Here is a 26105-nt window from a genome sequence, read left to right as displayed (position 1 = left end):
TCCGATGACCGCTGTTTGACCTACTTAGGCCATCGGTCATCCGACATCCTACATCGGACTATAAATCAATAATTTCCCCACTTGATATATGTCTCCAGGTCCTTGTCTCCTCTTCCGGAGAGATTGATCACGATCACCTCGTCTTTTCGATATTCGATCATGTTCAGGGCATGGATGGCGTGGGCAGTCTCGATCGCAGGGATAATTCCTTCTGTTCGGCTGAGAAGAATCCCGGCTTTCATGGCGTCTTCATCTTCAACAGCTACAAACTCCGCTCTTCCAATGTCAAACAGGTGCGCATGAACCGGCCCGATTCCCGGATAGTCCAGACCAGCAGAAATGGAATGTGGCTCGACGACTTGTCCATCTTCGGTTTGCATGAGAATGGTCTTAGAACCATGCAAAATCCCTGGAGTCCCCAACACAGTAGTCGCAGCGGATTTCCCCGAACTGATACCCAAACCTGCCGCTTCTGCTGCGATTAGGCGCACTTCAGGCGTATTGTAATAGTGGTAAAAAGCTCCCGCAGCGTTAGAACCTCCACCCACACAGGCGATGACAGCGTCTGGATTTTCGCGACCTTCTTTTTCTTTTAATTGCCACTTCATCTCCTCTGAGATGACGGACTGAAATCTAGCGACCATCTCCGGATAGGGATGAGGACCTACTACTGAACCGATGATGTAATGGGTATCCACCGGATTATTGATCCAGGCACGCATAGCTTCATTGGTCGCGTCTTTGAGGGTCTTGGAGCCGGAAGTCGCTGGCACGACTTTGGCGCCGAGGATTCTCATTCGTTCCACATTGGGACGCTGACGCTGAATGTCCAACTCGCCCATGTAGACCGTGCAATCCATTCCCATCAGGGCACAAACCGTCGCAGTCGCTACCCCATGTTGGCCGGCACCCGTTTCGGCGATAATGCGTTTTTTGCCCAGTCTTTTGGCCAAAAGAATCTGCCCTACGGTATTATTGACTTTATGCGCACCGGTATGGCAAAGGTCCTCCCGCTTAAGGTAGATTTTCGCCCCGAATTGCTCGGAAAGACGAGTGGCAAAATAAAGCGGAGTCGGGCGGCCTACGAAGTCCCTGAGCAAAGTCTGAAACTCCTGCTGAAACTCCGGACTGGCTACGATCTCCTCATAATTTTCTCTCAGCTCTTCGATATTCGGATGAAGCATCTCGGGGATATATGCCCCTCCAAACTTCCCGTAAAAGCCTTTTTCATCTACACGTATCATCGGTTCCTAGATATAAGGTTATTAGTTTTGAGTGCCTGCATGAATCAGGCGACTTTTAAAATTCTTCAGTTTTTCAATGTTTTTTAGACCGGGAGCCTCCTCAAATTTGGAGTTGATATCCACGCCTTGGAGTTGGGGGATTTGCTTTCGCAAAGCCAAAACCTCATCGGCACTTTCTTCATCCAGTCCTCCACTCAGCAGAAAGCCTTTGTCGAAGGGATAGGTTTTGAGAATTTCCCAGTCAAACTTTCTTCCCGAGCCTCCATGCGCTGCAGTGGCTGTATCGAAAAGAAACTTGCTCACATAAGGCAGGTAATCTTCCAGACTTTGCCAATCAATCTCTGCTCCGACAGAGATCACTTTCCAGAGTTCCGCTTCGGTTTTTTTAGCCAGACTTTTCACTATATCAGGCGACTCACTTCCATGTAGCTGAATGGCAGAAAGGCCAAATTGGTCCACTTTTCTCAGGATTTCAGCTTCTGTTTCATTGACAAAAACCCCGACTTTTTTCACCGGAAGCTCCTTCAAGTCAGCCGCTTTTTCATCTGTCACATAGCGGGGCGATTTGGGATAAAAGATCAATCCCATCCAATCCGGATTCACTTCCGAAATCAAACTTCGGATATTTTCCGGCTCTCGCATGCCACAGACTTTGATTTCCATCAGGCTTGGCTTAGCTCGGATTCCAAGGCTTTCAGCTTTCCAAATTCCTTGATGAAATTATAAGCGGCCTGCTCAGGACGGCTGGATTTCATGAAGTTTTCCCCGATCAGGAAACCATCAAAACCCGCTTTTTTCAACTCAACCAAGGTTTTTGGTTCGGATATCCCGCTTTCTGATACCTTCACAAAGGTCGAGGGAATACGATCTACCAAACCTAAAGAAGTATCGATTGAAACCTCAAAGGTCTTTAGGTTACGGTTATTCACTCCTACCAAATCCAGGGCATCACAAAGACTTCGGTCAAGTTCTTCCCCGTCGTGGACCTCCATAAGTACTTCCAGCCCGAGACTTTTGGCGAAGTAGGCCAAAGACTTCAATTTCTCCGGTTCCAAAGCTGCCGCAATCAGCAAAATACAATCGGCACCGATAGATTTTGCTTCGATGATTTGGTATTCGTCCACCACAAAATCCTTACGGAGGATTGGGCAGAAATTGAATTTTCGGGCAATTTTCAGATCCTCATTGGTACCTCCGAAGTATTCCTTATCAGTCAGGATGGAAAGCGCAGATGCCCCAGCCTGCATGTATCCGATACTGACTTGCTCCACGGAAGCCGAAGCATTGATCCAACCCTTGGACGGGGACTTCCGCTTGAATTCGGCGATTATTCCTGACTTTTCCGGATGACTTACATATTTTTTCATGGACACCACCGGCCCGGAGAAGTAGATGCTTTTTTCCAGCAGTTTGACAGGAATTAGACTCTTTTTCTCGTCTACTTCCTTGTATTTATCAGCAATGATTTTTTCCAGAATATTCATAAGTACTTTTTAAGCGAGTGAAACGGTCGTTTGTGGATTGACCAAACCATTAAATACTTTAAGTGCCTTGCCGCTAAGCAACACTTCCTCGGCTTCCAAAACCGCATCGGCAAAGCTCAATCCTTCTCGAGCTGTCACCAGAGCCGCCGCAGCATTAGCAATAACGACTTGGTTTTGAGCTTTTTCCCCTTTTCCCTTCAATATGTTTTCAAAGATTTTTGCTGACTCCTCCACTGTAGCGCCTCCTTTGATGCTTTCAGCAGAAAGCCTAGAAAGTCCGATAGTTTCAGGATTATATAATTTCTCACCCGAGTTTGAAATCATCTTAAACGGACCCGTGAGAGAAATCTCATCGTATCCATCCAGTGCGTGAAGGATTGAAAATTTTCCGTCGGTTTCTTGGTATAAATACCCGTACAAACGAGCCAATTCTAAGCTAAATACGCCGACCAGTTGCTTTCTTGGAAAGCTTGGATTTACCATAGGACCGAGCATATTGAAAAAGGTCTTCACGCCGAGTTCCTTTCGGATCGGCGCCACATTTTTCATGGCCGGATGGAAAAGTGGCGCATGCAGGAAGCAAAGTCCCGCTTCGTCCAGAGAGCGTCTTATTTCATCCAGATCATTGGTAAACTGATACCCAAAGTATTGGAGCAAATTGGAAGAACCACAAATCGAAGAAACCCCCGTATTTCCGTGTTTAGCTACATTTTGCCCTGCACCAGCTACGATAAAGGACGAAAGCGTGGAAATATTGAAGGTATCCTTACCGTCACCCCCGGTGCCGCAAAGGTCCATGGCATCGTATTCGTCGATTTCAACAGGAATACACAACTCCAGCATCGCCTCACGGAAGCCCCGAAGCTCCTCTACGGTAATGCTTCTCATCAGGTAAACCGTCATAAAAGCAGCAATTTGGCTCGTATTGTAGCCTCCGGTGGCGATATTTTTGAGCACTTCACGAGCCTGTTCTTGCGAAAGAGTCTGATGTGCGATCAATTGATTGAGAATTTCTTTCATGGGTGATAGTGGGTGGGTGAACTTCAAATTTAAGAATCTAACCAGTTTTGCATGATTTTGACACCATTTTCGGTCAAAATACTTTCCGGATGGAATTGAACTCCTCGGACATCAAACTGTTTGTGTCGGACGGCCATGATTTGTTTATCCGGAGTTCTGCCGATCACTTCCAAATCCGGGGAAGGAGTGGACTCATCGATCACCCAAGAGTGATATCGGCCGATTTTGAATGTATTCGGAACGTCTTTGAACAACAAATCATCCTGCACCGTCACCTCGGAAGCTACTCCGTGAAGTACTTCAGAAAGGTTGATCAGGCTACCGCCAAAAGCCTCTCCTATCGCCTGATGCCCCAGGCAAACTCCGAAAATGGATTTGGTCGAAGCATACTCCTTTAACAACTCAGGCATTATTCCCGCTTCTGACGGGATGCCAGGTCCAGGTGAAAGAAGGATTTTATCGTAGTTGGAGGCATCTTCAAGACTGATTTTGTCATTCCTAAAGACATCCATTTGCGCTCCAAACCCCAACTGCCGGACGATATAGACCAGGTTGTAGGTGAAGGAGTCGTAATTATCGAGTACCAGTATTTTCATATTTGAAATTTCAAGATTGTAAAATTGAAAGATTGAAAGATTACGCTCCTCCTTGCCTTTTTCGGTTCTTTTCGAAGTCTCGTAGATATTTGATCAGACCTTTTACCTCACTGGAGAAAAGGACCAAGTCATTGTAGTTAAATTCATAGACCTCCTTTTCAATTTTTCCGGCTCTCATCATTAGAAAAAGCTGACTTCTTAGTTCTCCTGCTGAACCTTTGGCTATTTTTAAGTATCGAATGAACTGTTTATTTCTATTGTATTCGAAACCTTCCGCGATGTTATTGGAAATTGAAATAGCTGCACCAACAAGCTGATCTTTAGCACGATAATCCTTCAACACCTTTTCGGAATCGACCAATTCGTAAATTCTGACTCCGATCTCAATGGCATGCTGCCATACCGGCAAATCTTCAAAGCGCTCGTACTTGGCCATAATTTTTCAATTTTTAAATCTTCCAATTTTTCAATTAAATATTCTCGGCCGCCCGCAAAGCAACTCTCAACGCCTCCAGCTTATTTGCCACTTCCTGCAACTCGGAAGGAATCGAGCTTTTGGCCACTACTCCTGCTCCAGCCTGGAATCTCAGGTGATTGTTTTCCGAGACAAAGGATCGGATTAAAATTGCATGATTAAAGTCTCCATTGAAACCCAGGTAGCCAATTGCACCTCCATAGAATTGACGGCTGACGTTTTCCAGTTCGTCAATGAGTTCCATCGCCCGGTATTTCGGCGCTCCGGAGAGGGTCCCTGCCGGAAAGGTGTCTGCTACCAACTGAAGCGGATTGGCTCCCTCAGCCAGTTGACCGGTGACTTTGGAAACCAAGTGAATCACATGAGAGTAGTATTGGATTTCTTTGAAGACCTCCACTTCTACCACATCAGAGGATCGAGAAAGGTCATTTCTAGCCAAATCCACCAGCATCACGTGCTCTGAGTTTTCTTTGGGATCGTCGAAAAGCTTTTTGGCCAATTCTGCATCCTCGACATCATTGCCCGTTCTACGGAAAGTTCCTGCAATTGGGAAGATGGTTGCTTTGCGGTTTTTGACCACAATCTGTGCCTCGGGCGAACTTCCAAAAACCTTGAAGGACCCATAATCAAAGTAGAAAAGATAGGGAGAAGGATTGACCGATCTGAGTGCCCGATACACATTGAATTCATCCCCTTTGAATTCGGTCGAAAACCTTCTTGAAAGCACAATTTGGAACACATCCCCCCGAAAGCAATACTCTCTGCCTTGATTGAGTATTTTCAAAAACTCCTCATCGGAATAGTTGGAAACTTCCTCTCCTACTCGCTTGAAGCTGTATGCAGGAATATTTTTATTGTTGAGCAAGGTTTCTATCTCAGCAAGGTATTCGGGATTGTTAGCCCCAGCCACCCGATGTTCGAAGAGATGGAGCTCATTTTTGTAGTGATCCACCACGATGATATTCTGGTACATCGCATAGTGCATCATCGGGATTTCATTGGGTGTGGTTTTGCTCAGTTTGATGTCTTCAAACCACCCCACCGTATCGTATTGGATATAGCCAAAAAGCCCGTTGGTACTGAACTTGAACTTGTCCGGAGTCGGGTCAAACTTGTTTCCAAAAGCCCTGAGGCAGTCCATCAGGCGCTTCTGTGCGGTCACAGGATAGCTCAATTCCTTGCCGTCCGGAAGCTTTTCGGTGACTTGTCCGGCATTGAAATCAAAAGTGGCAATGGGATTAAAGCAGATATAGGAATAGCTGTTTTCCTGACCGTGGTAATCGGAAGATTCCAAGAGGATCGGGTTGGCAAAGCGATCTCTAATCTGCAGATAAATGCTCACGGGAGTGATCGTGTCAGCCAGTCGCTTTCGGTAAGTGGTGAGAATAGGATACTTAATGTGGTTCATCAGTGGTTATTTTTTTTCATAAAAAAAGGCTTACCGGGAAATCCAGTAAGCCTTCTGTGATATGTGCTGCGCAAAATTTAGGCAACGGCTTTCTGAGCTTTCCCTTGGAAAGAGCTTGAATGCCACCACCAGTATTTGTTTGCGATTGTTTTCATAAGGATGCGACAAATTTAGAAAGGGATTGGAAAAGACAAAGCATCGTTTCGGGTTTTTCAAAAAAAATAATTTTTCGCTATCATTTTGATAAATGAGCGGATCAGAATAGGATTCAAAACAATTGAACCTCAACCAAATGATTTCGTTAAGGCTATCAACTAACAGCCACTCCCATGAAAACTCGTTCTCTTTTTCTGCTTTTCGGATTGATGATCCTTTCCTTACAAGCCAACTCTCAGTCTGCCGCTTCTTGGGAATTGCCCATGATTGAAGTGAAATTCCAAGAAAGCGGAGGTGAAAACACGTTGTTGAAAGTGGACCCTGGATTTCAATATGCGGATCTTCATCAAGGCAACAGGACTACCCGCATGTTTTATCATAAAAATTATGGGATAATCAAAAACGCCAGAATCATAGACCAAAACTCCAAGCAACAGATCGCAAGAGGAAAAGGAAGTTACTTTTGGGGAAATGCCAGATTTGAATTTGAAAGTGGAGAAGTTTTCAAATTAAAAAGAAAACGTAGCCAAAATGGACATGAAATCATAGGACCATATGGGCCACTTTTCCTTGTTGAAAACTTTGGGATCAAGCCCATTAAAACCCTAAACGAGCGGGACTTTATTGCCCAGTCATTTTTTGTTTTTGACCAGATTAAAACCACCCAAAAACCACCTTCAGATTTGATTTATCTTGCACAGCCTGTGACTATGCGAAGCAGAGGTAATTGATTTTATTACCTTTGGAAAAAAAAGAATGGCCAAGGCAATAGCACAGTATTTCAAGCGGGTATTTGACGATTATCAGGTTTTGGTCATGGTAAATCCCGGAGATTGGACGGGAACAGAACTGATTGTTCATCCGGATGGAAAAATAGAAAAAACGGCAATAGAAGCCGATGAGGAGATATTTGAAGACTTGGAGGCCGATGGGTTTCAATCCTGCAGTCCTTTGGAATTTCAGCTTTTATTAGCCAAAAGCCAGTCTTAAGCTTTGACCGAAGATACCGAAAGAAAAGGCAACCACTCCTCAGCCTGTCTTTCTGCATACTCCGCCAAAAAATAGGATAAGGAAGGTTTGAAAGGCTCGGTTTTCAAAACCATCCCCGCTTGCTCAGGTGTTTTGTCCCCCTTATTCACATTGCAGCGATTACAGGCAGTCACCAAATTGGTCCAAGAGGTTTTTCCCCCTTTGGAGCGGGGAATAATATGATCAATAGTCAGATGACGTCGGCTTCCACAATATTGGCATTCCCCGTTGTCTCTTCGAAAAAGATTATTTCTGTTCAGCAGTACCCCGCGATAAGGTACATTTTTGTACTGACTGAGACGGATTACTGCTGGGTATTCAAAACTTCTGCTCACCGTACGGATTTCCAAAAGCTGGTAGGTCGAGAGGACATTCGCTTTTTCCAGCAAAACCAAGACAATAGCCTTCTGAGGACTGACCACAGCCACCGGAGAATGATCCAAATTGAGAACTAACACCCGCTTATCCATACCTTAACTTACTACTGATCTCGCGTCAAAAACGACTTGTTCACTGCTATTGTTTCTCAGAAAATCTTCCCATTCGTCCATATCTGAGATTTTGAGTTTATTGTCCATCCACAGGATTTCCTCAGCCCCCAGAAAAAGCCCAAAGTGGGATTTTTGCTTTTCCAAATCCCTGAAAATAAATAGATCTCCCGGTACAGCCTGCTCGGGTGTCACACTTTTTCCCGGAATCTTCCCGGAAATCCAATTGTAGCCTGCTATCCCAAAAATCAGGGCGAATCCCTGCTCTTCGTCCAAACCAAAAAGACTCCGACCACCTGACTGGAAAGGCGCATTCAAGAAACGGGTACCGATCTCGAGAAGCTCTTCTCTGCTCGCCTTGTTGGCATGCGCGCGATAATTTCCCGTGAATCCGATATGGTCCTGCCAGTTGAACAATTCAAACTCGGAAAAATGAAGCCGGCTTCCGGGAAGCAGATAGAGGTTGGCTCCCAAATACTCAATCACCGCAATTGGACTGGTGACAATCTGAAAATCCTGATCCAAAAAGTTTTGGTATTCCGCACCGGTGATTTCCTTGATCAAAGGAGCCCAAACCCAGCCTCCCATGCCAGTGTCCTCATGGTAAATTCTGATCCAATTTCTGTCTGAAGTAAGGCCTACGATCTGATAACACTCCCCAAAAAGCAACTGAGTGACTAAAGCTGAATCAAAAGTGGGCTGCCTGTAAACCGGTAGAATGGTCTGCCTGCAAATCCCAAACGCATCAATCAAAGGCCATTCGTTGGAGCTCTCTTTTTGCATCTTTTTCCTTCAGGTCCTGTCTTTTATCATGGAGTTTCTTTCCTCGAGCCAAGGCAATTTCCAATTTGGCTTTGCCTCGGTCATTGATAAATATACGAACGGGAATGATTGCAAGGCCCTTTTCAGCCGACTTAGTTTCCAGCTTTTCCAATTCTTTTTTGTTCAGGAGGAGTTTTCTTTCTCTCACTGCCTCATGATTATAGCTTGCCGCCATGCTGTAGGGTGCGATATGCATTTGCCGGATATACAATTCCCCCTGATGAAATACACAGTAGGCTTCGGTCAAGGAGACCTTGCCCTCTCGGATGGATTTGATCTCAGTGCCTTTCAGCATCAATCCAGCCACATAGGTATCTATGAACTCAAATTCAAAGCTCGCCTTCTTGTTTTTGATGTTGACAGATTTCTCGAATCGATTGGGCTTTGATGACATATCAAAATTTCATTTTGGCAAGGGGAGTAATGTCCAATCCGACAAATTCTCCCTTGAGGTACTTGTAGTGGGCCGCCATGGCAATCATGGCCGCATTATCGGTGCAGTATTCGAATTTAGGCACAAAAAGTTTCCAACCCCGTTTTTTGGAAAGCTCTTCCAAAGCTGCTCGAAGTCCCGAATTGGCAGATACACCTCCTGCGATGGCAATCTCTTTCACCCCGGTCTGCTTGACAGCCTCTTTGAGCTTGACCAACAGCATTTCGATTAGGGTATATTGAATGCTGGCGCAAAGGTCAGCCAGATTTTTTTCGATAAAATCAGGATCTTGGGCCAGCTGATCTCTTAGAAAATAAAGGACTGCGGTTTTGATTCCCGAAAAAGAATAGTTCAAACCGGGCATTCTGGTAATAGGAAATGCGAAGGCCTTTGGATTTCCTTCTTTGGCATAGCTGTCAATCAAAGGACCGCCGGGATACGGAAGGCCAAGTAGCTTGGCTGTTTTGTCAAAAGCCTCTCCCACTGCATCATCCTGAGTTTGTCCGATCACTTCCATGTCGAGATGATCTCTGACCAAAACGAGCTGGGTATGTCCTCCGCTCACGGTAAGACAGAGAAAAGGAAAACCAGGCTTGGGATCATCAATAAAATGAGCCAACACATGGGCCTGCATATGGTTGATATCGATCAGAGGAATATTCAAAGATCGGGCAAAAGCCTTAGCAAAACTTACCCCCACCAGCAAAGCCCCCATCAATCCTGGCCCTCTGGTAAATGCCACAGCGGATAGCTGATCTTTGGAAATGCCCGAAGTAGAAATGGCCTCTTGGACGACAGGAATGAGGTTTTCTTGATGGGCTCTCGAGGCCAATTCGGGAACTACACCGCCATATTTTTCGTGGACTGATTGTGTGGCCACAATATTATTAAGTACTTTGCCATTTAAGATAATAGAGGCAGAAGTCTCGTCACACGAGGATTCAATTGCTAGTATAGAGATATCGTTGGTACCCATTGGAAAAGAGCCCGAAAGTTACGGATTTTTTGCACAAAGCCTTCCGCTTGCTGTCTTGGGTGATATTCTCTACCCTCTTGCTTTTTATTTTTCTAGCCTTGGCACTGCAGGTTACTTCTGTGCAAAACTGGGCTATCGACCGGGTTACTTCCTTCCTGAATTCAGATTCTGAATTTACCACCGAAATCGGCAAAATTAAGCTCAATTGGTGGGACGCCCTGGATCTGGAAGAGGTCAAAATCTACGATTCCAGAGACAGTCTCATGATCGGGGTGGATCGGGCCCATGCGGATTTTGCTCTTCTCAGCCTCCTTCCTCCCGGGGATATAGAAGTAGATTTAATTCGACTGGAAAAAGCCAAAATTCACCTATTCACCCATTCCGGAGATAGTATCATTAACATCAACCAGTGGGTCAATGAATTGAGTGAAAGATTTGGCTCCTCCAAACCGAGTTCTAAACCGATCAGCCTGAAATTCAAAACCATCGAACTCCGACAATCCGAATTTTTTCTGGTTGATTTCAATTCAGAACCCATTGAGCAAGGCTTGGATTATGCAAGGCTTCAATTTGATGAAATCACGGCCAATGCCGAAAACTTCACCTTAAATGGCTCTACCATTGGAATTGACATCAAAACGCTGACGGGCAAGGAGATCAATTCCGGACTTAATATCCGCGAGCTCAAAACCCAACTTACCTACGACCCTGCCTTTTTGGAGCTCGATAGACTTTCCCTGAAAACAGATAAAAGCAACATCCAAGACTTTCTGAGATTGGATCTGATCGGCCCTGAAGGATTTTCAGATTTTTTAAACCAAGTCAAAATCACCGCAAAGATGAACGAGACTAAGGTTCACCTTTCCGATTTGAGGCTTTTTGTTCCCGATTTTCCCGAAATAGAAGATGCTATTTTTCTGAGCGGAACTGTATTAGGCCCTGTATCAGAAATCAAATCCGATGAATTTTTACTTCGCCTGGGAGAAAAAACAGCCATTTTCGGTTCCTTCCTTCTGGATGGTTTACCTGATTTTGAAAAAACCTACCTCAATCTTTCGCTTAAAAATTCTGTAATCTCTTCCAGAGATCTGGCCCCTTATCTTCCCACGGATATCGAAAAACAAATCAACAAGTTTAATCTGATCCGATTCGACACGGATTTTCAAGGAGTGCCTACCCGTTTTGTCACCAATGGATCATTCAAAACCAGCATAGGTAACCTCGAGGGCAGGATCACCTACGACATGGTGAATAACCTACCCTACATTGTATCAAGAGTAAAAGTCCAGAATTTGGATTTGGGAATTTTGGCAGAAAACCGGGAGCTACTCCAAAAGGTAAGTTTGGAGGGAAATGTGGATTTGAAAGGCAATTCGATCGAAAATCTATTGGTGGACATGAAAGCCTCCATCAGTCAGCTTGGGGTCAACTCCTACAATTTTACGGGGATCCGTACCGACGCCACTTATGGATTAAATCTCTTCCGGGGAAATCTTGATATCGACGACCCCAACCTCATGGCGCAGATAGATGGGTACCTCAATCTCGAGGAAGGAGTGGATTCCATCAGACTGGTAGCCAACTTGGACACGCTGAATCTCGATCAGATCAATCTATCCGAAAAGCCTGCCTTCATTGCAGGAAAAATGGATATCAATACCAAGGGAGTCACTTTGGATGAGATTACCGGGATTGCCAAGTTTAACGATATGAAGTTTGGGTACGAGGACCGGTTACTGGATTTTGGAGGCGCTTATTTTCAGTCTCTTTTTGCAGGAGGAACCCGGACCATTTCTTTCAACTCTGACTATATGGTGGCCGCAGCCTCCGGGCAATTCAATCTGGGCCAAATGCTTCAGGATTTGGAAATCTTAGGGCAGCAATATTTGGCTATAGTATTGAATGAACCTCAACCCACCGCGGACTTAGAAAAGAACTTTTCCGAGCCTTATAATCTGGATCTCAATGTGCGGATGCCAGATATCAATCCTATTATCCAACTTTTCCAGCCGGATTTTAGCATTTCAAAGAATACGATTCTCGAAGGAGCCTTTTACCAAACCTCTGAAAATACGGTGTTTAACTTCTTCACAAGCATTGACACCTTATCCTACCAAGACAAGACGGCATTAGGAACCAATATTGACTTCAACACCTCCAAAATCATCAACAGCGAGGATATTTTGGCCTCTTTCTATATCTATTCCAAAGAGCAAAAGATAGGTGAACAATTGGCCTTCAATAATCTGGGATTCGAGGCGATCTGGAATCAAACCAATCTTGACCTGGAGTTTAGTCTGGATCAAGACTCTACCCAAAGTAAGGCAAGAATCGAGGCGGAGACCAAGTTCTCAAGCTCTGGCACAGAAATTCGTTTCAAACCCTCCCTTCTTCGGGTACTGAACAGAGATTGGGAATTTGATCCGACCAACCGGGTAGCGATAGCCCAGGGAGAAATCACCTTTGAAAACCTGAAAATTTTCAAAGATGAACAGCTATTGGGAGTGGAAGGAAAAATAAGCTCAGACCCTGAAGAAACCCTTCGGATCGATATCCAAAGTGTAAGTCTCGATCTGCTCAATACCGTGACACCCTATGAGTTTGAAGGCACTACCACGGGACAGCTACTTCTCTCCAATCTTCAGAATCAGGCAAATTTTAGAGGAAAAATTTCCATCGCCGATACAGAAATCAATCAGTTTCCAATTGGCAACCTCGAGGCCAGCGCTAGTTTGAGCGAGTCCGAATTAATCTTGGACTTGGTCAATGACATCAATGGAGTGGAGAAAATCACCGCCAATGGAACCATCGGTTTGGATAGCAAAAATCTCGATTTGGAGGCCCGCTTGGATGAGGCCAATCTGGTGATTTTTGAGCCCTTTTTATCTCAATACATCACCAACCTTGGAGGTAATATGACCGGAAATCTCCAACTCAGGGGGACCATGGATTTGCCGGAACTCATTGGTACAGGCAGGCTGAATCAGGCCAAATTCCGAGTCAACTATCTTAATACAAGCTATCAAATGGACGGAAGCGTCCTGTTCCAGCCCACCCTGATCAGCTTTAGGGATTTGGTGCTGAGGGATATCAATGGCAGCAGGGCTACTTTCACAGGGGGGATTAGACACAATGGCTTCAGTGACTTCAATCTCGATATCACTTCCCGTTTGAACAACTTTCAGGTCTTGAACACCACTGCCAGAGAAAGCGAAATGTTCTATGGAACAGCCTTTGCGACCGGTTCTTTGGAAGTGAAAGGAAGCACAAGCAACCTCAATATCAACGCCTCAGTCACCTCCCAACCCAATACCCGGGTCTTTATTCCTTTGGTCAGCAGCAATGATCAATATCAGGAAGACTTCATTCAGATCATCAATATCCAAGATACCGTCCGGATCAATGCACTGGCGGAAGATGTCAATAGACTGGATATCCAAAATGTAAGGATGAATTTCAACCTGGATGTGACCCCTGACGCTTATGTTGAAATCATCATTGATCCCAAAACGGGGGAAAGTATCCAAGGTAGAGGACGTGGAGTTTTGGCCATGAATGTGGACACCCAAGGCAACTTTGGTCTCTCTGGCAACTACGAAATCACGGAGGGACTTTACAATTTCTCTTTGTATAATGTGGTCAAAAAGCAGTTTATCATCCAGCCTGGCGGTAGAATCACCTGGTTTGGGGACCCTCTGGAAGGAATCATGAATCTGAGAGCGGTCTATGAAGAAAATGTAAATCTGCAACCTCTGGCAAGCACAACATCTCTGCAAGAAAACAGTCAAATGAGAAGGCGTTTTCCATTGAAAGTCCTGATGGATCTTGAGGGAGAGCTCCTATCCCCGGATATTCGGTTCAGTTTTGATTTTTCCGAATTCCCGTCTTCGGGGGACGTGCAGACCACCATTTCCGCATTTCAAAACCGGGTAGCAGCGGATGAGCAGGAAATGAACCGACAAGTGGTATCCGTAATTATCAGCCGCAGCTTCTCTCCCGAAGGTGAATTTACAGGGGTGGCAACCATTTCCTCCAGTCTCAGTAGCTTGGTCTCTTCCCAGCTGAACAACCTCATCGGTAGCTTGGACAAAAACCTTGAGATCAACATCGACTTGGCTACTCTGGACCAAAATGCATTGGAAAATTTCCAACTGAGCGTGGCCTACACGTTCTTGGATGGTCGACTTCGGGTATCAAGGGACGGGGGATTTACAGATAATCAGGGCAATGCCAATGCGGCCTCCATTATCGGAGACTGGCAGGCAGAATATCTGATCACAGAGGACGGAGTCTATCGTCTGAGAATCTTCAACCGAAACAACTTCAACACCTTTACCTCTCTCTCTTTGACTCAGAACGTCCTCACCTATGGAGCTTCTCTGACCCAAAACGTTTCATTCAACTCATTCTCCGAGCTGTTCAACATCATATTCAAGAAGAAAAACAGGAATAATTTGACCAATGACTCTGATGATTTCCTCAGAAGAGATTATCAGCCGGATGAAGACTGGAAGCCAATTGATTTGGAAAAACTTCCTCCCTTCAGCTCTCCTACCAAATCGGATTCTATCCGGGTCATCATTCCTTCAAAGGAAAATCTCTGAAACAATTCCTGCTTTAGATCTATTCTTCAGAAAAAAGAACGATGAAAAAAACCACCCTTTTTTGGTTTCGCCGAGACCTTAGACTGGAAGACAATACTGGACTCTTTTATGCCTTGCAGCAGGAAGAAAGTGTGCTTCCTCTTTTCATTTTTGACCGGAATATTCTGGATCTGTTGGAAGACAAAAAAGACGCAAGGGTAGAATTTATCCATAGAGAAATCCTGGATATCAAAGCGCAACTTGAGAAAAAAGGCAGTTCGATGCTCGTCCGATACGGAAAACCGGAAGAGATTTTCCCAGAACTTTTGGAGGAATACGACATCCAATCCGTCTATACCAACAGGGACTACGAACCCTACGCCAAAGAGAGGGATAAGCAAATCGAAAAGCTTTTGAAGGAAAAATCCGTCTCTTTCTTTGCCTTCAAGGATCAGGTCATCTTCGAGCCGGGTGAAATTCTCAACGGCTCCGGTGAATTCTACAAGGTATTTACTCCATTCAGCAAGACTTGGCTGGAAAAATTCAAGGAAAGTCAGGTGGAACCTCTGGGAGAACCAAAGTGGAAAAACCTCCAAAAGATCGATCCACTGAAGGAAATAACTTTGGGAGAAATGGGCTTTGAGAAATCAGAAATCGAAATCCCCTCTCGGGTAGCCGACAAGGATATTATCAGCCACTACGATCAAACTCGGAACTTCCCCGCCAAAGACGGAACTTCCCGCCTGGGAATTCATCTCCGTTTTGGCACGATCTCTATCCGAAAACTCGCCAAAATCGCCTTCAATCTCAACGAGACCTATCTCAATGAATTGATTTGGAGAGAGTTTTACATGATGATTTTGGGCTACAACCCGCAAGTAGTGGATCAGGCTTTCAAGCCTGCCTACGACCAAATCCCTTGGAGAAACAATGAGACGGAGTTTGAAGCATGGTGTGAAGGCAAGACAGGCTATCCCATAGTGGATGCCGGAATGCGGGAGCTCAATATCACCGGCTACATGCACAACCGGGTAAGGATGATCGTGGCTTCCTTCTTGACCAAGCATCTCCTGATCGACTGGAGATGGGGAGAAGCCTACTTTGCCAAAAAACTGCTCGACTTCGAACTGGCATCCAACAACGGTGGCTGGCAATGGGCAGCTGGGACAGGCACCGACGCCCAGCCTTACTTCCGGGTATTCAATCCCGAATCCCAAACGGAAAAGTTTGACAAAGACCTCAAATACATCAAAAAATGGGTACCGGAATTAGGAACTTCCTCCTATCCCAAACCGATTGTAGATCATAAATTTGCCCGACAAAGAGCAATAGACACGTATAAAAAAGCCCTAGATCAATGAATATTGGAGACCGAGTCAGGTTGCTTCACGGAAAAGAAGAAGGAGTAATCCGGAGAATTTCCTCAAGTGGAAAAATTGAAGTGGAAATCGAAGATGGATTTCTGATTCCCGCCCTCAAATCAGAGGTAGTCCTGATTGCCGCCACGGAAAAGAATTATTTCGGGGAAGTAGCCAATCCAGACCAGGACTCATTCACTCCCGCTCCAATCTCAGCCCCCAAGGATCAAGGGCTTTACTTGGCATTTTTACCCCTTAATGATCAAAATCTCAGTCTCTACCTGATCAACGACAGCAAGCAGACCTACCTCTCCCATGCTTCGGAAGTCTATGGGGATAATCACCGTACCCTATATACAGGCACGCTCAATTCTGGCGAAGCCAAAAAGATTGACGAGCGCCTTCTTAAGGAAATGGATGAATGGCCCGCCTTTCTGCTGCGTTTTATCCCGATCCAAAACCAACTGGAAAAAGCCATCCCGGCCTTTGAGCGACAGCTCAAAATGAAACCTACTCAGTTTTTTAAGCACCTGAGCAAGGCTCCCCTATTGGACAAAACAGTCTACCTCTTTGCTCTAGAGCAGACCACCAAAGAGCTGGACATTCGCAGCCTGAACTCCGAGCTCAGCCAAATCAACCCCAGTCCTGCACCCTCTTCGGTCCAAAAACCCTCCCGATCCATAGACCTGCATATCGAGGAACTTCACCCCCAGCCCGAAAAACTGAGTAATTCGGAGAAAATGCGGATTCAGCTGGAAGTTTTTGAAGCCAAACTCAATCAAGCCATCGCTTCGGGAATGGATGAGATCACCTTTATTCATGGCTTGGGAAATGGGGTTTTGAGAAAAGAAATTCACAAGCGACTGAGCCAATTAGGAAATATTAAGTACTTTCAGGACACCCAGAAAGATCAATGGGGCTATGGCGCCACCCTGGTGAGAATTTCCTAAAACATGTCCGTCAAAACATCGCCGGTTTTTCAATATTTTGAGCAACAGCATGCTGAGGCGAAGGCTCTTTTCCTTGCCTTGGGAAAGCAAATCAAGACCAAAAAAGCAGTAGAGCTACTCTCCAAACTGGAGTTTTTGGAGCTTTACTCCGACTTGATGGCGAAAATTCATTTTGAAAACGAGGACTTGGGTGTCAGCCTTTTTTCTCCCTTCAAGCGGCTGAAAAAAGCACTTAGAAAAATCCATCACCTCAAATTGGTCGAGAGAAATATCCAAAGCCGAGAAGGACAGCATCATCAGCGAATGGAAAGTTTCTCCACCTACATCTTAACGGAAAAGCGCAATGTCCAAAAAGAAGCCTTTGACTTAGCCATCGGAAGTACCTTAAAGATATGGGATGATTTTCTTGTCAAAACCCATCAAAGCAGCAAAGGGATCAAACCTCTGATGATTTCAACAGCTATTAATCAACTTGCCAATGAGGAACTGGGCTACTTGCAGGAGGATATTGAAGTTCCTTTAAAAACCCAGACCTTCCCGGAGCTTTTTGAAAGCCTGCGTAAAATCATAATGCTGGAAAACCTGCTGATTCACCTGGGATTCAACCCCATTTTTGTATCCCAGATTCATGGAGAAATCCAGGCATTGAAAGAAAGTCTGAAGCCTTGGTACGCCAATCACCTGACTCTGCAGGCTTTGTCCCATTTTTTGGCAGAAAAGGAAAACCCTTCCAAAAAATACCTGGAATGGGCCAAAGAGCTTAAAGCTGAAAAGAAAAGCCTGTCTTCCCAAATAGAAAAACAGGCTGTTCGCTTGATGGAGAAATTAGCCGTCTGATTAGATTTTGGCTAGGGCTTGAGCGATATCGCTCATCAAATCCTCGGCATCTTCCACCCCTACACTCAGCCGGATCAAGGAATCGACCAAGCCTACTTTTTCCCGCTCAGCTTTCGGAATCGAAGCATGAGTCATGCTCGCAGGGTGACCGCAGAGGGATTCTACCCCACCGAGAGATTCTGCCAATGAGAATAAATGAAGGTTTTCCATGACCTTTTTGGCATCTTCCAGACGGTTTCCTACCAAAGTGAAGGAAATCATTCCTCCAAAGGATCTCATTTGCCTTTTTGCCACCTCATGGTTAGGATGATCCTCAAAACCCGGCCAGTAGACCTTTTCCACTTTAGGGTGATTTTTTAGAAAGGCGGCAATGGTTTTCCCGTTTTGGGAATGTCTTTCCATTCTCAGATGGAGCGTTTTGATTCCTCTGAGCACCAAAAAGCAGTCCTGAGGACCGGGAGTGGCACCACAGGCATTTTGTAGAAATACCAATCGGGAGGCCAATTCATCGTCATTGACCACCAATGCTCCCATGACCACGTCAGAGTGTCCTCCCAGATACTTGGTCACGGAATGCATCACGATATCTGCACCCAAATCCAGTGGATTTTGAATAAAAGGAGAAGCGAAAGTATTATCGACTGCCAAGAGTAAACCATGCTTTTTGGAAAAGGCTGCCATGGCCTCCAAGTCAATGATATTCATCATGGGATTGGTGGGCGTTTCCACCCAAACCATTTTGGTTTTCTCGTTGACATAGGCCGAAAGCTGCTCAGGATCAGCCATCGATACGAAATGGAATTTGATCCCGTACTTTTCAAATACCTTGGTAAAAAGCCGGTAAGTGCCTCCATAGAGATCATTGGTGGAGATAATCTCATCACCGGGACTGAAAAGCTTAATGACAGAATCAATAGCTCCCAAGCCTGAGGAAAAGCAAATCCCGTGTTTCCCGTTTTCCAAAGCAGCCAAGCTGTCTTGAAGAGCAGTACGGGTAGGGTTGTGGGTACGGCTGTACTCATAGCCTAAATGATCTCCCGGAGACTTCTGCACATAGGTAGAGGTCTGGTAGATCGGGGTCATGATTGCCCCTGTGGAAGGGTCCGGACTTACTCCGGCGTGTATGGCTTTGGTACCAAATTTCATAAGTCTTTATTTGATTTTATTGGGTTTATATTAAGCCGGGAGAAAACCATCCGAGTTGCTTGAACATGTATCCCCTTGGGATTGCACTGGATCAATCAAGATTGCAAGTCTGAGCTGAGGGATAGTCGCCTGAAAATTAAATCAGGTGAAAATCCGATTTAGCATGCTAAACTTGCCAAGAATTCGATCAGACACCCCGGCAATAGGCCATCAAAGATGACAAAAAAGGTGAGCATTTTCAAGGTTTTGGGAAGGTACTTCAAGACCCACCCTCTCTCCGTGATTGGATGGGTTTGGGTAAGTATACTACCCGCCATTGGCTCTCTGATACTTCTTTCACAATACTACTTATTGGAGCAGATCCCTATCCATTCCCTCTCCAACCAGCTTTTTGCCTTGTCCGGGATTGCTCTTGTATTAGGATTGGCCCTACTCCCTACTACGTTGACAGCCACGGCAGTCGGCTTCTTTTGGGGCTGGCTGGGATTTCCGGTTCTCGTAGGAGGCTATATCCTGGCCAATTTTATCGGGTATGGATTGGGGAAATTATTGAATGAGGACTTTATGGAAATTCTTTACTTCCATCAGCCAAAGCTGGAAAAAGATATAGAAAAACGGCTCACCAATTCCCCAAGCCTGATTTTTTTCGTTCGATTGAGCCCGGTCATTCCTTTTGCTATTTCCAATTTTGTGTTTGCCTCTCTTCGGATTCCGCTAAGGAAGGTGATTACTTTTGGAATACCCGGTATGCTTCCTCGCACGTTTATCGCATTCGCAACCGGACTTATAGGAAATTCATTTTTGGGAGCTCAAGAGTCCATGAATCATCCTCTGCAATTCGGAATAGTTTTCTTGCTATTGATTATTAGCTTTTGGGGGATTTACCACACCTGGACTAAGGCAAAAGCCTAGCGCAGAAGGTACATTTTGCCATATCCCTTGGTAAATCCTCGATCACCTGCAGTAGGCCTATGCTCTACAAATTGGCCATTGATCCGTACCAAAACCCTATAAATATACACTCCGTTGGCCAGCTGATCTCCAAACTCATCACGCCCATCCCAGGCATATTCGGTAATGTTATTCCCAATCCGAATCGGACCCAATTCATCTTGCAGGATCTCCCTCACCACACGCCCTGTGACAGTCATAATCTGGATTTTGATCTCATCAGGCACCTCAGCACCTGTCACAGTGAAGACAAACCTCACCGAGGTACTGAAAGGATTGGGATAAGGATAGAAATTGGTAATGGTAGATTCATTGACCACCTCAAAAGTAATCTCATAAGGCTGAGCGGAGTCCTCATTGGTGATGCGCAGGGTATAGATTCCATCTTCCAAAGGCCCGGGCAGAAGGGACACTCTGAAATCCTCATTTTCTGAAGCCGGAGACCAAGTCAAATTGGGATTGGAGAAGTTGATGCGCTGAAACTGGCAACCTTCGCAGTTTTGCTTGAGGAAGATTTCCATTCCCACAGTATCTGATTTATAGATCAGGGTTTGGTCATTTTTCAGCAAAGCAGTGATTAGCACATTTGGGGAGACCAAATCCCCGTCCATAATATATATCCCATCAAAGTTCACATCCAAAAGCGAGGTGGAATTATCTGCCTCCACAATGAAGGTCTTACCCAAGTCAATGAGATTGTTTCTGAAAGTCTGCTCCTGAAGAATTCTGGGATTGGCAAAGACCTCCAGGGAGGTTTCCCCCGCCCGTCCCAAGCTATTGAAGTCTACCCCAAACTCCAGAGACTCCCCTGCCTTGAGCGCAGGGAATTTTTTGGTGAATTTCTCCACCCGCTTGGTCGTCATATTAGTCAATGTCCAATCCACCCGAATAGAGTCCAGAAAATCATAAACGGAGGCATTTTTGAAAATAAAATCCACTTGGGTCTGCTGACCTTCTCGAAGCGAAATAGGCTCACCGGGATTTTTCTGAATCAAAACCCCTTCAGGCACTCCATCATAATTGACCTGCCAGCGATCCAGCTGTGCCGGGGCGGTGGAGTTAGGATCATCCATTCGGTACTTCAGCCTGAGATAAGGATACTGCTGTGGATTGATGAAAGAAAGATCTATCTGTGGGTCACGAATCGAGCCAAGCAGAATTTCTTCTGTGCCATCCTCCTTCACACCCAAAACATCGAAGTAGGTATTCTCCTCATTGACCCAGGTCCTGGTATTGACATTCTGGAAAAACCGCTCCCAATTGGATGAAGGACCGATTCTTGGCGTCAAAATCACACCCTGAGTAATGTATCCTTCCAAGCCGGTCTCAAAGCTCAAAGTCTGCTGATTGGCTGGCACCTCAAAGGCCGCATTGCCCACAATCTCAATGGCCTCTCCTGCTCTCATTCCTTTTCGGCCGTAAAGAATATAGGGATCCCCATTTTTCAATGCTCTCAGTGTGGCCTCACTCGCCCCAAACTGACGGAGACTTTGATAAGCCCGATCCGGCCAATCTCCAAAATTGACATTCCCTACGGAAAAGATGATGACAAAATCCTGATCTTTTACCGCCCGTACGTAATCCTGCAAAATCGTATTGGCCGGGTCGGTAATCCAGGAATTACGAATGCTCTGAATCATCTGAGGCACTCTTCCGCATGCTCTACCGTCCAGAATATCAAAGCCGGGAATAGGAATTGCCAAGTAGGGAAGCAGGGATTTGTAATCAAAGGACACTAAGCCCAAGGAGCCATTGGGACAAAGCCGGCTATTGGCATTGTTGGCATTATCAATGATTTGCGGTATCTGATTCAGGTAAAATTGAGTATTTCTGAAACTCAGGGAATCCACTCCCGCTCCCACCGTAAACACCTCAATCTCGGCCGTCTGCTTGAGGTATTCCCAAGTTCTGGTAGCTTCCGGCAGGGCCAGATTATCCAGCTGATTGATCCTCAACTGATCTTCATTCCTTTGGGTCCAGCCATTTGGAGCGTTTGGAATAAAGGAGAAACTGGTCGTAGTCCATTCATCGGTCTCCCCGGCGGCAGGTTCCTGATACCTTGATCTCCAGAAATAAGTGGTAGAATCATTTCCTGCACTCAAGCGAACAGGCCACTCGGCGAGGCCTGATGTCGTCACCCTCAGTTCCTGCCTGAAAGGCGAATCGAACCTTGCAGTCGTATCCATTTGGAGGATAATGGTGCGGTTTTGGGTGAGTTTTCCTGGGGCCTGAGCTATCAGAGAGACTTCATTTTCTGAAACTATACCGAAGTCGGTGGGGAAAAGATGGAGGGTTCCACTGAGCGGTATAAATGATGTAAAGGAAATGGAATTGTTTAGGAAGGTCATTTCATCCACTTCCTGAGTGGTATTGACGGAGATGGAAAATTCATTTTCTCCTGCGGCTTCCAAGTCAAAATTGGGAATGGAAAAAACTAGAGTATCTATCCGCGATACTGAAGAAATCCTGACCGGATCAAATTCAAAAATAGTCCCATCGGGCAGCTTTCTGCTCACTTGATACTGAATCGAATCCGAGTTGGTGATGCCAATGTTTCTGAGTACAAAAGTCAACTTGAGACTATCTGAAATCGCCGAGAGCGGGCTATCGTCAAATGTCCCGATTTCCACCTCTTCTGTGTCCAAGGAATAATCCGGCTTATTGGCAGGAAAAAGCTTGGCGCCCGGGTCACCGAGTATTACCATTTGCTCCATGTGGGAGTAGCTCAGAGGAGCGGTGCCATAGCGCTGCACGTATCTGGATTCAGCAGCTTGCTTGATTTCACCGACTGTTCGCCAGATTTTGGAACTGTCTGCAAAAGCATAGGTATAGAACTCATCCGAATACCTCCTCAAAAACACATCTACTCCAATCGAAGAATTGGCCATGACGTGAGAGGCTCCTTTTTCCGGAGTGATTACCCAATCTTCACCTTGGGTGTATACTGTGCTGAAAGCAGATCCATAATCACATCCGTTGAAGAGCATCAAGGGGTATTTGCCTTTATTCGCATAGCCCAAGGTGGGGTCCGATACAAAGCCGATTTCGATATCAATGACTGTAGGCGCGCCGTGACCGAAAAAGGTCAGCATACTTTTTCCCGAATTTAAATCCCCGGTAATATCTATTACCTCCACGACTGAGTTGGACCTCTTCCGATAGGTTTTTACCTGTCCTCCCAAAAATGGTCCTTCTGCAACTGCCTTAAACCCATTGAGGAAATTGAAATATCGCTCCAGTTCAAACTCTGATAGCCCTCCACTGAGATGGACCAACTCCTTTTGCCAAGGCTCTGTCGCCCCTAAAAGGTCTTTTTCAATAGCCTTATTTAGGTAATCCTCCAATTGCTGAGAATTCTTGGCGGGAATTCTCCCAATGGCCAAGGCGGGAGAGAGTGGGTTTTGAGGGTCCAATCCCAATGTGTAAACATTATCGGAAAAAGGGAATCCACCCACAGGTACCAAATCCTGAAAAGGAAATGCTTGGGGAGCTTTTCTGTAAAAAACATTCTGCCCATTCAGCCTCGCCTGAGAGAAGATAGCCAAAGCTCTCCCCGCCAACAGCATATGTGTGGGCCGATGAACCGGATAGTAAGCTCTCAAAAACTCATAAAGAGCCACTGCAGACTGCTCGCCATAAGCGAACTGATCGTACAAATCCTCCATTCTTACCGTCAAGGTATCAAACCCACCTCCCTGGGCCGAGGCCCGGTGGATAGCATAGGACTTTAGCGGGTTGGAGTATTGAGCACTAGGCTTCTCTAGCTCGCGATGCCCAACCAGTATGTAGTCTGCCTTTTGCGCCAAATAATTCCTGAACCTAAGCGGCTTCATTTTCTCCACTTGAAAGACCCTCGATTCCTGCTGCAGATAGATTTTGCTTTCTTTGGTAAGGACTCCAGCCTGCAGTCTCTGGGTCGTCGAGGAGGAGGTGGAGAGGATTTTCTCAGGAGAAAAAATATCCGAAGCCTCTACGGCTACATAGGGTTCCTGCACAGAATTGAGGGTCAATTGGGCATTTCCTTCAGGAAAGAAAAGAACTTCTGAAGGAAAATTTCCTTGAGGGACTGTTCTTGTGTAGGTAATCTTTGCGTAGGCGATAGAGATATTGTCTGCTGCTTCTTGCCCGGAAGGGGTTATGCGGACAACCAAAGTTCCGTTGGAATTGAAATCAGAGCGATTAAGGCTCAGGGTGAGTTGGGGATAATTGAATCCCAAAAAGCTGGTAGAAGTAAGGTTTCGCTGGGAGGATGAGGTGGGCCCAGCAGTGATGACGGCAAGATGATTGTTTTCCGACCTGCCGACAAGACCAATTTCCAGCTGAGCATTGACTACTCCTGGCAAAGCCCCCAAATCAGAAAACACCAGCTCCCGAGTACTCCCCTTGGTGATGATTCCACTCATCCACCCCTGACCTAGATCATAGCTGGACAAGCGAAAGCCAAACTGATAGGCCTGACCCAAAGAATAATTTTCTGAAAATACTTGAAGTCTTTCTGTTTGGAAGACTGTCGCTTGAGGCCCGTTTTGAGTTGGAGCAGCTCTGAGGGACATTCTCTTTCCGGGTGTACCAGGGGTAATTGTGAGGAAAAATGCAGTGGAATCTGTGTACGTGTTGTAATAGGGGTTGGGAATTGACTCAAATTTGGTGTACAGCTTCTTATCCAATTCTGCATCATTTCTTCGGCCTACAAATTCGATGTAGTCCCCGCTTCCCAAATTCCCGTCTTCTTCACCTAGGATATAAATCCCCACTTCTTTTCCCCGATGATACATTCGGATGTTTCTGGGATCCGTGGAGTTCAGATTGATTCCGGCTGCAGATAAGACCTCAGGATTTATCCTATAGATCCCATCCTCGGCCACGGCTATTTTATAATAAGTCTGGGAATAGGAGTACCAAGGGGTCTCCTGTGCTTTGGATACAGGAAGAAAGCCAAAAACCAATAACAAAATGAACAGCGCTCTAAGTAGGTTTTTCATTCCCAAGCTTTAAATTTTTTTGATCCAGGCTGCAATTTCTCCAAACTCACCCGCAGACTGAAGATATGAGAATATGGACTTTCTGACACATCACCCAAATCCGATAGGGCATAATCGATCTGAAAGAGCTCACTGATCAGCACCCCTACCCCTACACTAGGAAGAAAATTCATGGATTCGTTCCCTTGAAAATCCTTGATGTATTGGAAATTACTCATCCCTCCTCGAAGAAATGCTGTATTCTTAAAACCCAACTCCAACCCAAACCGGGGATCTATACTCAGCGCATCACTTGAAATCAGGGTATTTCTAGCTCCGTCAAAGGTAGTTTCCAGGTCTAAAGCAGTCAGCAAGTGAAATGATTCTCCCAAATTCCAATCGTAGGCAATACTTGCAATTGCTTTGGGAAGGGTAATTTCCACCGTATTGACTGGGATTTCATTATTGGTTTGGGAATAAATATCTCTTACTTGGTCTGCATCGTGGGTCCAGGCATTGTAAGTGGTGGTGATATCCCGAATCATCAAACCCAATGTTAGCCTCTTCTGAATATAGAGTGCCCCCAAATCCAAACCAAAACCCCAAGCCTGAGCGAATTTGCCTACATTTCGGTGAATGACCTTGGCATTGGCTCCTACTTTCCACTTATCTGAAAAGTCCCGGGCAAAGCTCAAAAGAAGTGCATAATCAGCAGCATTGAAAAACTGGATATTGTCGTAATTCAAGGCCCCATTGGCATCGTAGAGAAATCGCGTATCCGGGATATCATCCACTCCGAAACGGATAAGAGAGACACCGATTTGGTTTTGGTCTCCGAGTGGAGTACTAAACCCCAAATAATCGTATTGGGCGATTCCGGCGAAATATTCGGCATGCATGAGCGAGGCTTCATACTGATGCCTAAGTCCGGTAAGTGCCGCAGGATTCCAATAGGAGGCGGTTACATCCCGGACTGCACCTACTTGTGCTCCGCCCATTCCCAAAGCCCTTGCACCTACACCGATACTCAAAAATTCATTGGAATACTTCGGAGTAAGGCTTTGTCCATAGACCTCCCACCCAAAAAAGATTGGGATTAAAGCAATGGAATAAATGAGAAGCCGAGTCCGGTTTATTTTCACAACTACAAAATAACTCAAATTCTAACCCCACAAGCAAGGCAGGATA

At 45.6% G+C, this 26105-nt stretch carries 21 protein-coding genes; 7 read left to right on the top strand and 14 right to left on the bottom strand.

Annotated features, from left to right (window positions below; translation table 11 throughout):
• Nucleotides 1-65 precede the first annotated feature (65 nt).
• The 7 genes from trpB to AAA938_RS07765 are packed head-to-tail and all read right to left on the bottom strand — an operon-like array spanning nt 66 to nt 6227.
• On the bottom strand, nt 66-1244 hold the full coding sequence (trpB, locus tag AAA938_RS07795) for a tryptophan synthase subunit beta (protein WP_338228068.1): 1179 nt from the start codon (nt 1242-1244) through the stop codon (nt 66-68).
• A gap of 21 nt (nt 1245-1265) precedes the next feature.
• Nucleotides 1266-1907 (bottom strand): phosphoribosylanthranilate isomerase, encoded by a 642-nt coding sequence (locus tag AAA938_RS07790; RefSeq protein ID WP_338228067.1) that lies wholly within the window; start codon nt 1905-1907, stop codon nt 1266-1268.
• A complete protein-coding gene (gene trpC / locus AAA938_RS07785; RefSeq protein ID WP_338228066.1) occupies nt 1907-2728 on the bottom strand; it encodes an indole-3-glycerol phosphate synthase TrpC in 822 nt (273 codons plus the stop codon). Before trpC ends, AAA938_RS07790 begins: the two co-directional genes overlap by 1 nt.
• A gap of 9 nt (nt 2729-2737) precedes the next feature.
• Nucleotides 2738-3748: an anthranilate phosphoribosyltransferase gene (gene trpD / locus AAA938_RS07780; protein ID WP_338228065.1), complete on the bottom strand. Its 1011-nt coding sequence runs from the start codon at nt 3746-3748 to the stop codon at nt 2738-2740.
• A gap of 29 nt (nt 3749-3777) precedes the next feature.
• A complete protein-coding gene (locus AAA938_RS07775; RefSeq protein WP_338228064.1) occupies nt 3778-4344 on the bottom strand; it encodes an anthranilate synthase component II in 567 nt (188 codons plus the stop codon).
• Between the two features lie 40 nt (nt 4345-4384).
• Entirely contained in the window at nt 4385-4780 is a 396-nt protein-coding gene (locus AAA938_RS07770; protein ID WP_338228063.1) for a four helix bundle protein, read from the bottom strand.
• A 34-nt stretch (nt 4781-4814) separates the two neighbouring features.
• On the bottom strand, nt 4815-6227 hold the full coding sequence (locus AAA938_RS07765; RefSeq protein ID WP_338228062.1) for an anthranilate synthase component I family protein: 1413 nt from the start codon (nt 6225-6227) through the stop codon (nt 4815-4817).
• Nucleotides 6228-6556: 329 nt separating this feature from the next.
• On the opposite strand from AAA938_RS07765, the gene AAA938_RS07760 reads away from it, so the two are divergent.
• Complete coding sequence (locus tag AAA938_RS07760) at nt 6557-7114, top strand: hypothetical protein (protein WP_338228061.1); 558 nt, start codon at nt 6557-6559, stop codon at nt 7112-7114.
• A gap of 25 nt (nt 7115-7139) precedes the next feature.
• Nucleotides 7140-7373, top strand: coding sequence for a hypothetical protein (locus tag AAA938_RS07755; protein ID WP_338228060.1), 234 nt, complete (start codon nt 7140-7142; stop codon nt 7371-7373).
• On the opposite strand, the gene AAA938_RS07750 is transcribed toward AAA938_RS07755, so the two are convergent.
• The 4 genes from AAA938_RS07750 to tsaD are packed head-to-tail and all read right to left on the bottom strand — an operon-like array spanning nt 7370 to nt 10131.
• The gene (locus AAA938_RS07750) at nt 7370-7882 is read right to left on the bottom strand and encodes an HNH endonuclease (protein WP_338228059.1); all 513 of its coding nucleotides are present in this window, start codon (nt 7880-7882) and stop codon (nt 7370-7372) included. The two genes, AAA938_RS07755 and AAA938_RS07750, sit on opposite strands and share 4 nt — an antisense overlap.
• Before the next feature lie 3 nt (nt 7883-7885).
• Nucleotides 7886-8683, bottom strand: coding sequence for a hypothetical protein (locus AAA938_RS07745; RefSeq protein ID WP_338228058.1), 798 nt, complete (start codon nt 8681-8683; stop codon nt 7886-7888).
• Entirely contained in the window at nt 8646-9116 is a 471-nt protein-coding gene (gene smpB / locus AAA938_RS07740) for an SsrA-binding protein SmpB (RefSeq protein ID WP_338228057.1), read from the bottom strand. Before smpB ends, AAA938_RS07745 begins: the two co-directional genes overlap by 38 nt.
• Nucleotide 9117: 1 nt before the next feature.
• Entirely contained in the window at nt 9118-10131 is a 1014-nt protein-coding gene (tsaD, locus tag AAA938_RS07735) for a tRNA (adenosine(37)-N6)-threonylcarbamoyltransferase complex transferase subunit TsaD (protein ID WP_338228056.1), read from the bottom strand.
• A 29-nt stretch (nt 10132-10160) separates the two neighbouring features.
• Between tsaD and AAA938_RS07730 the strand changes: the two genes are divergently transcribed.
• From AAA938_RS07730 to AAA938_RS07715, 4 genes are read left to right on the top strand one after another with little or no spacing between them, the layout of a single operon-like run.
• Nucleotides 10161-14735: a translocation/assembly module TamB domain-containing protein gene (locus AAA938_RS07730; RefSeq protein WP_338228055.1), complete on the top strand. Its 4575-nt coding sequence runs from the start codon at nt 10161-10163 to the stop codon at nt 14733-14735.
• A gap of 41 nt (nt 14736-14776) precedes the next feature.
• Nucleotides 14777-16075, top strand: a complete 1299-nt coding sequence (locus tag AAA938_RS07725; protein WP_338228054.1) for a cryptochrome/photolyase family protein — start codon at nt 14777-14779, stop codon at nt 16073-16075.
• A complete protein-coding gene (locus AAA938_RS07720; RefSeq protein WP_338228053.1) occupies nt 16072-17022 on the top strand; it encodes a Smr/MutS family protein in 951 nt (316 codons plus the stop codon). Before AAA938_RS07725 ends, AAA938_RS07720 begins: the two co-directional genes overlap by 4 nt.
• A gap of 3 nt (nt 17023-17025) precedes the next feature.
• Nucleotides 17026-17859, top strand: a complete 834-nt coding sequence (locus tag AAA938_RS07715) for a hypothetical protein (RefSeq protein ID WP_338228052.1) — start codon at nt 17026-17028, stop codon at nt 17857-17859.
• On the opposite strand, the gene AAA938_RS07710 is transcribed toward AAA938_RS07715, so the two are convergent.
• Entirely contained in the window at nt 17860-19005 is a 1146-nt protein-coding gene (locus tag AAA938_RS07710; protein WP_338228051.1) for a cystathionine gamma-synthase, read from the bottom strand.
• A 216-nt stretch (nt 19006-19221) separates the two neighbouring features.
• On the opposite strand from AAA938_RS07710, the gene AAA938_RS07705 reads away from it, so the two are divergent.
• Entirely contained in the window at nt 19222-19917 is a 696-nt protein-coding gene (locus AAA938_RS07705) for a TVP38/TMEM64 family protein (RefSeq protein ID WP_338228050.1), read from the top strand.
• On the opposite strand, the gene porU2 is transcribed toward AAA938_RS07705, so the two are convergent.
• Nucleotides 19914-24938 carry a putative type IX secretion system sortase PorU2 gene (porU2, locus tag AAA938_RS07700; protein WP_338228049.1) on the bottom strand — a complete coding sequence of 1675 codons (5025 nt, stop codon included), beginning with the start codon at nt 24936-24938 and terminating at the stop codon, nt 19914-19916. The two genes, AAA938_RS07705 and porU2, sit on opposite strands and share 4 nt — an antisense overlap.
• The gene (locus AAA938_RS07695) at nt 24935-26053 is read right to left on the bottom strand and encodes a putative type IX sorting system protein PorV2 (protein ID WP_420915734.1); all 1119 of its coding nucleotides are present in this window, start codon (nt 26051-26053) and stop codon (nt 24935-24937) included. The genes porU2 and AAA938_RS07695 overlap by 4 nt, the downstream gene beginning before the upstream one ends.
• Nucleotides 26054-26105 lie beyond the last annotated feature (52 nt).

The organism is Algoriphagus taiwanensis (genome assembly GCF_036245645.1).
In the GTDB taxonomy this organism is placed as follows: Bacteria; Bacteroidota; Bacteroidia; order Cytophagales; family Cyclobacteriaceae; genus Algoriphagus; species Algoriphagus taiwanensis.
The sequence above is the reverse complement of the archived record's forward strand: the minus strand, read 5'-3'. Positions and strand labels throughout refer to the sequence as shown.

What these genes read in the sequence shown, in the direction of transcription:
- AAA938_RS07760 (WP_338228061.1), top strand. Translation starts at nt 6,557, where the DNA reads ATGAAAACTCGTTCTCTTTTTCTGCTTTTCGGATTGATGATCCTTTCC.
- trpC (WP_338228066.1), bottom strand. Translation starts at nt 2,728, where the DNA reads ATGAATATTCTGGAAAAAATCATTGCTGATAAATACAAGGAAGTAGAC.
- tsaD (WP_338228056.1), bottom strand. Translation starts at nt 10,131, where the DNA reads ATGGGTACCAACGATATCTCTATACTAGCAATTGAATCCTCGTGTGAC.
- AAA938_RS07710 (WP_338228051.1), bottom strand. Translation starts at nt 19,005, where the DNA reads ATGAAATTTGGTACCAAAGCCATACACGCCGGAGTAAGTCCGGACCCT.
- AAA938_RS07770 (WP_338228063.1), bottom strand. Translation starts at nt 4,780, where the DNA reads ATGGCCAAGTACGAGCGCTTTGAAGATTTGCCGGTATGGCAGCATGCC.
- trpB (WP_338228068.1), bottom strand. Translation starts at nt 1,244, where the DNA reads ATGATACGTGTAGATGAAAAAGGCTTTTACGGGAAGTTTGGAGGGGCA.
- AAA938_RS07755 (WP_338228060.1), top strand. Translation starts at nt 7,140, where the DNA reads ATGGCCAAGGCAATAGCACAGTATTTCAAGCGGGTATTTGACGATTAT.
- AAA938_RS07725 (WP_338228054.1), top strand. Translation starts at nt 14,777, where the DNA reads ATGAAAAAAACCACCCTTTTTTGGTTTCGCCGAGACCTTAGACTGGAA.
- trpD (WP_338228065.1), bottom strand. Translation starts at nt 3,748, where the DNA reads ATGAAAGAAATTCTCAATCAATTGATCGCACATCAGACTCTTTCGCAA.
- smpB (WP_338228057.1), bottom strand. Translation starts at nt 9,116, where the DNA reads ATGTCATCAAAGCCCAATCGATTCGAGAAATCTGTCAACATCAAAAAC.
- AAA938_RS07775 (WP_338228064.1), bottom strand. Translation starts at nt 4,344, where the DNA reads ATGAAAATACTGGTACTCGATAATTACGACTCCTTCACCTACAACCTG.
- AAA938_RS07765 (WP_338228062.1), bottom strand. Translation starts at nt 6,227, where the DNA reads ATGAACCACATTAAGTATCCTATTCTCACCACTTACCGAAAGCGACTG.
- AAA938_RS07745 (WP_338228058.1), bottom strand. Translation starts at nt 8,683, where the DNA reads ATGCAAAAAGAGAGCTCCAACGAATGGCCTTTGATTGATGCGTTTGGG.
- AAA938_RS07705 (WP_338228050.1), top strand. Translation starts at nt 19,222, where the DNA reads ATGACAAAAAAGGTGAGCATTTTCAAGGTTTTGGGAAGGTACTTCAAG.
- AAA938_RS07750 (WP_338228059.1), bottom strand. Translation starts at nt 7,882, where the DNA reads ATGGATAAGCGGGTGTTAGTTCTCAATTTGGATCATTCTCCGGTGGCT.
- porU2 (WP_338228049.1), bottom strand. Translation starts at nt 24,938, where the DNA reads ATGAAAAACCTACTTAGAGCGCTGTTCATTTTGTTATTGGTTTTTGGC.
- AAA938_RS07790 (WP_338228067.1), bottom strand. Translation starts at nt 1,907, where the DNA reads ATGGAAATCAAAGTCTGTGGCATGCGAGAGCCGGAAAATATCCGAAGT.
- AAA938_RS07715 (WP_338228052.1), top strand. Translation starts at nt 17,026, where the DNA reads ATGTCCGTCAAAACATCGCCGGTTTTTCAATATTTTGAGCAACAGCAT.
- AAA938_RS07720 (WP_338228053.1), top strand. Translation starts at nt 16,072, where the DNA reads ATGAATATTGGAGACCGAGTCAGGTTGCTTCACGGAAAAGAAGAAGGA.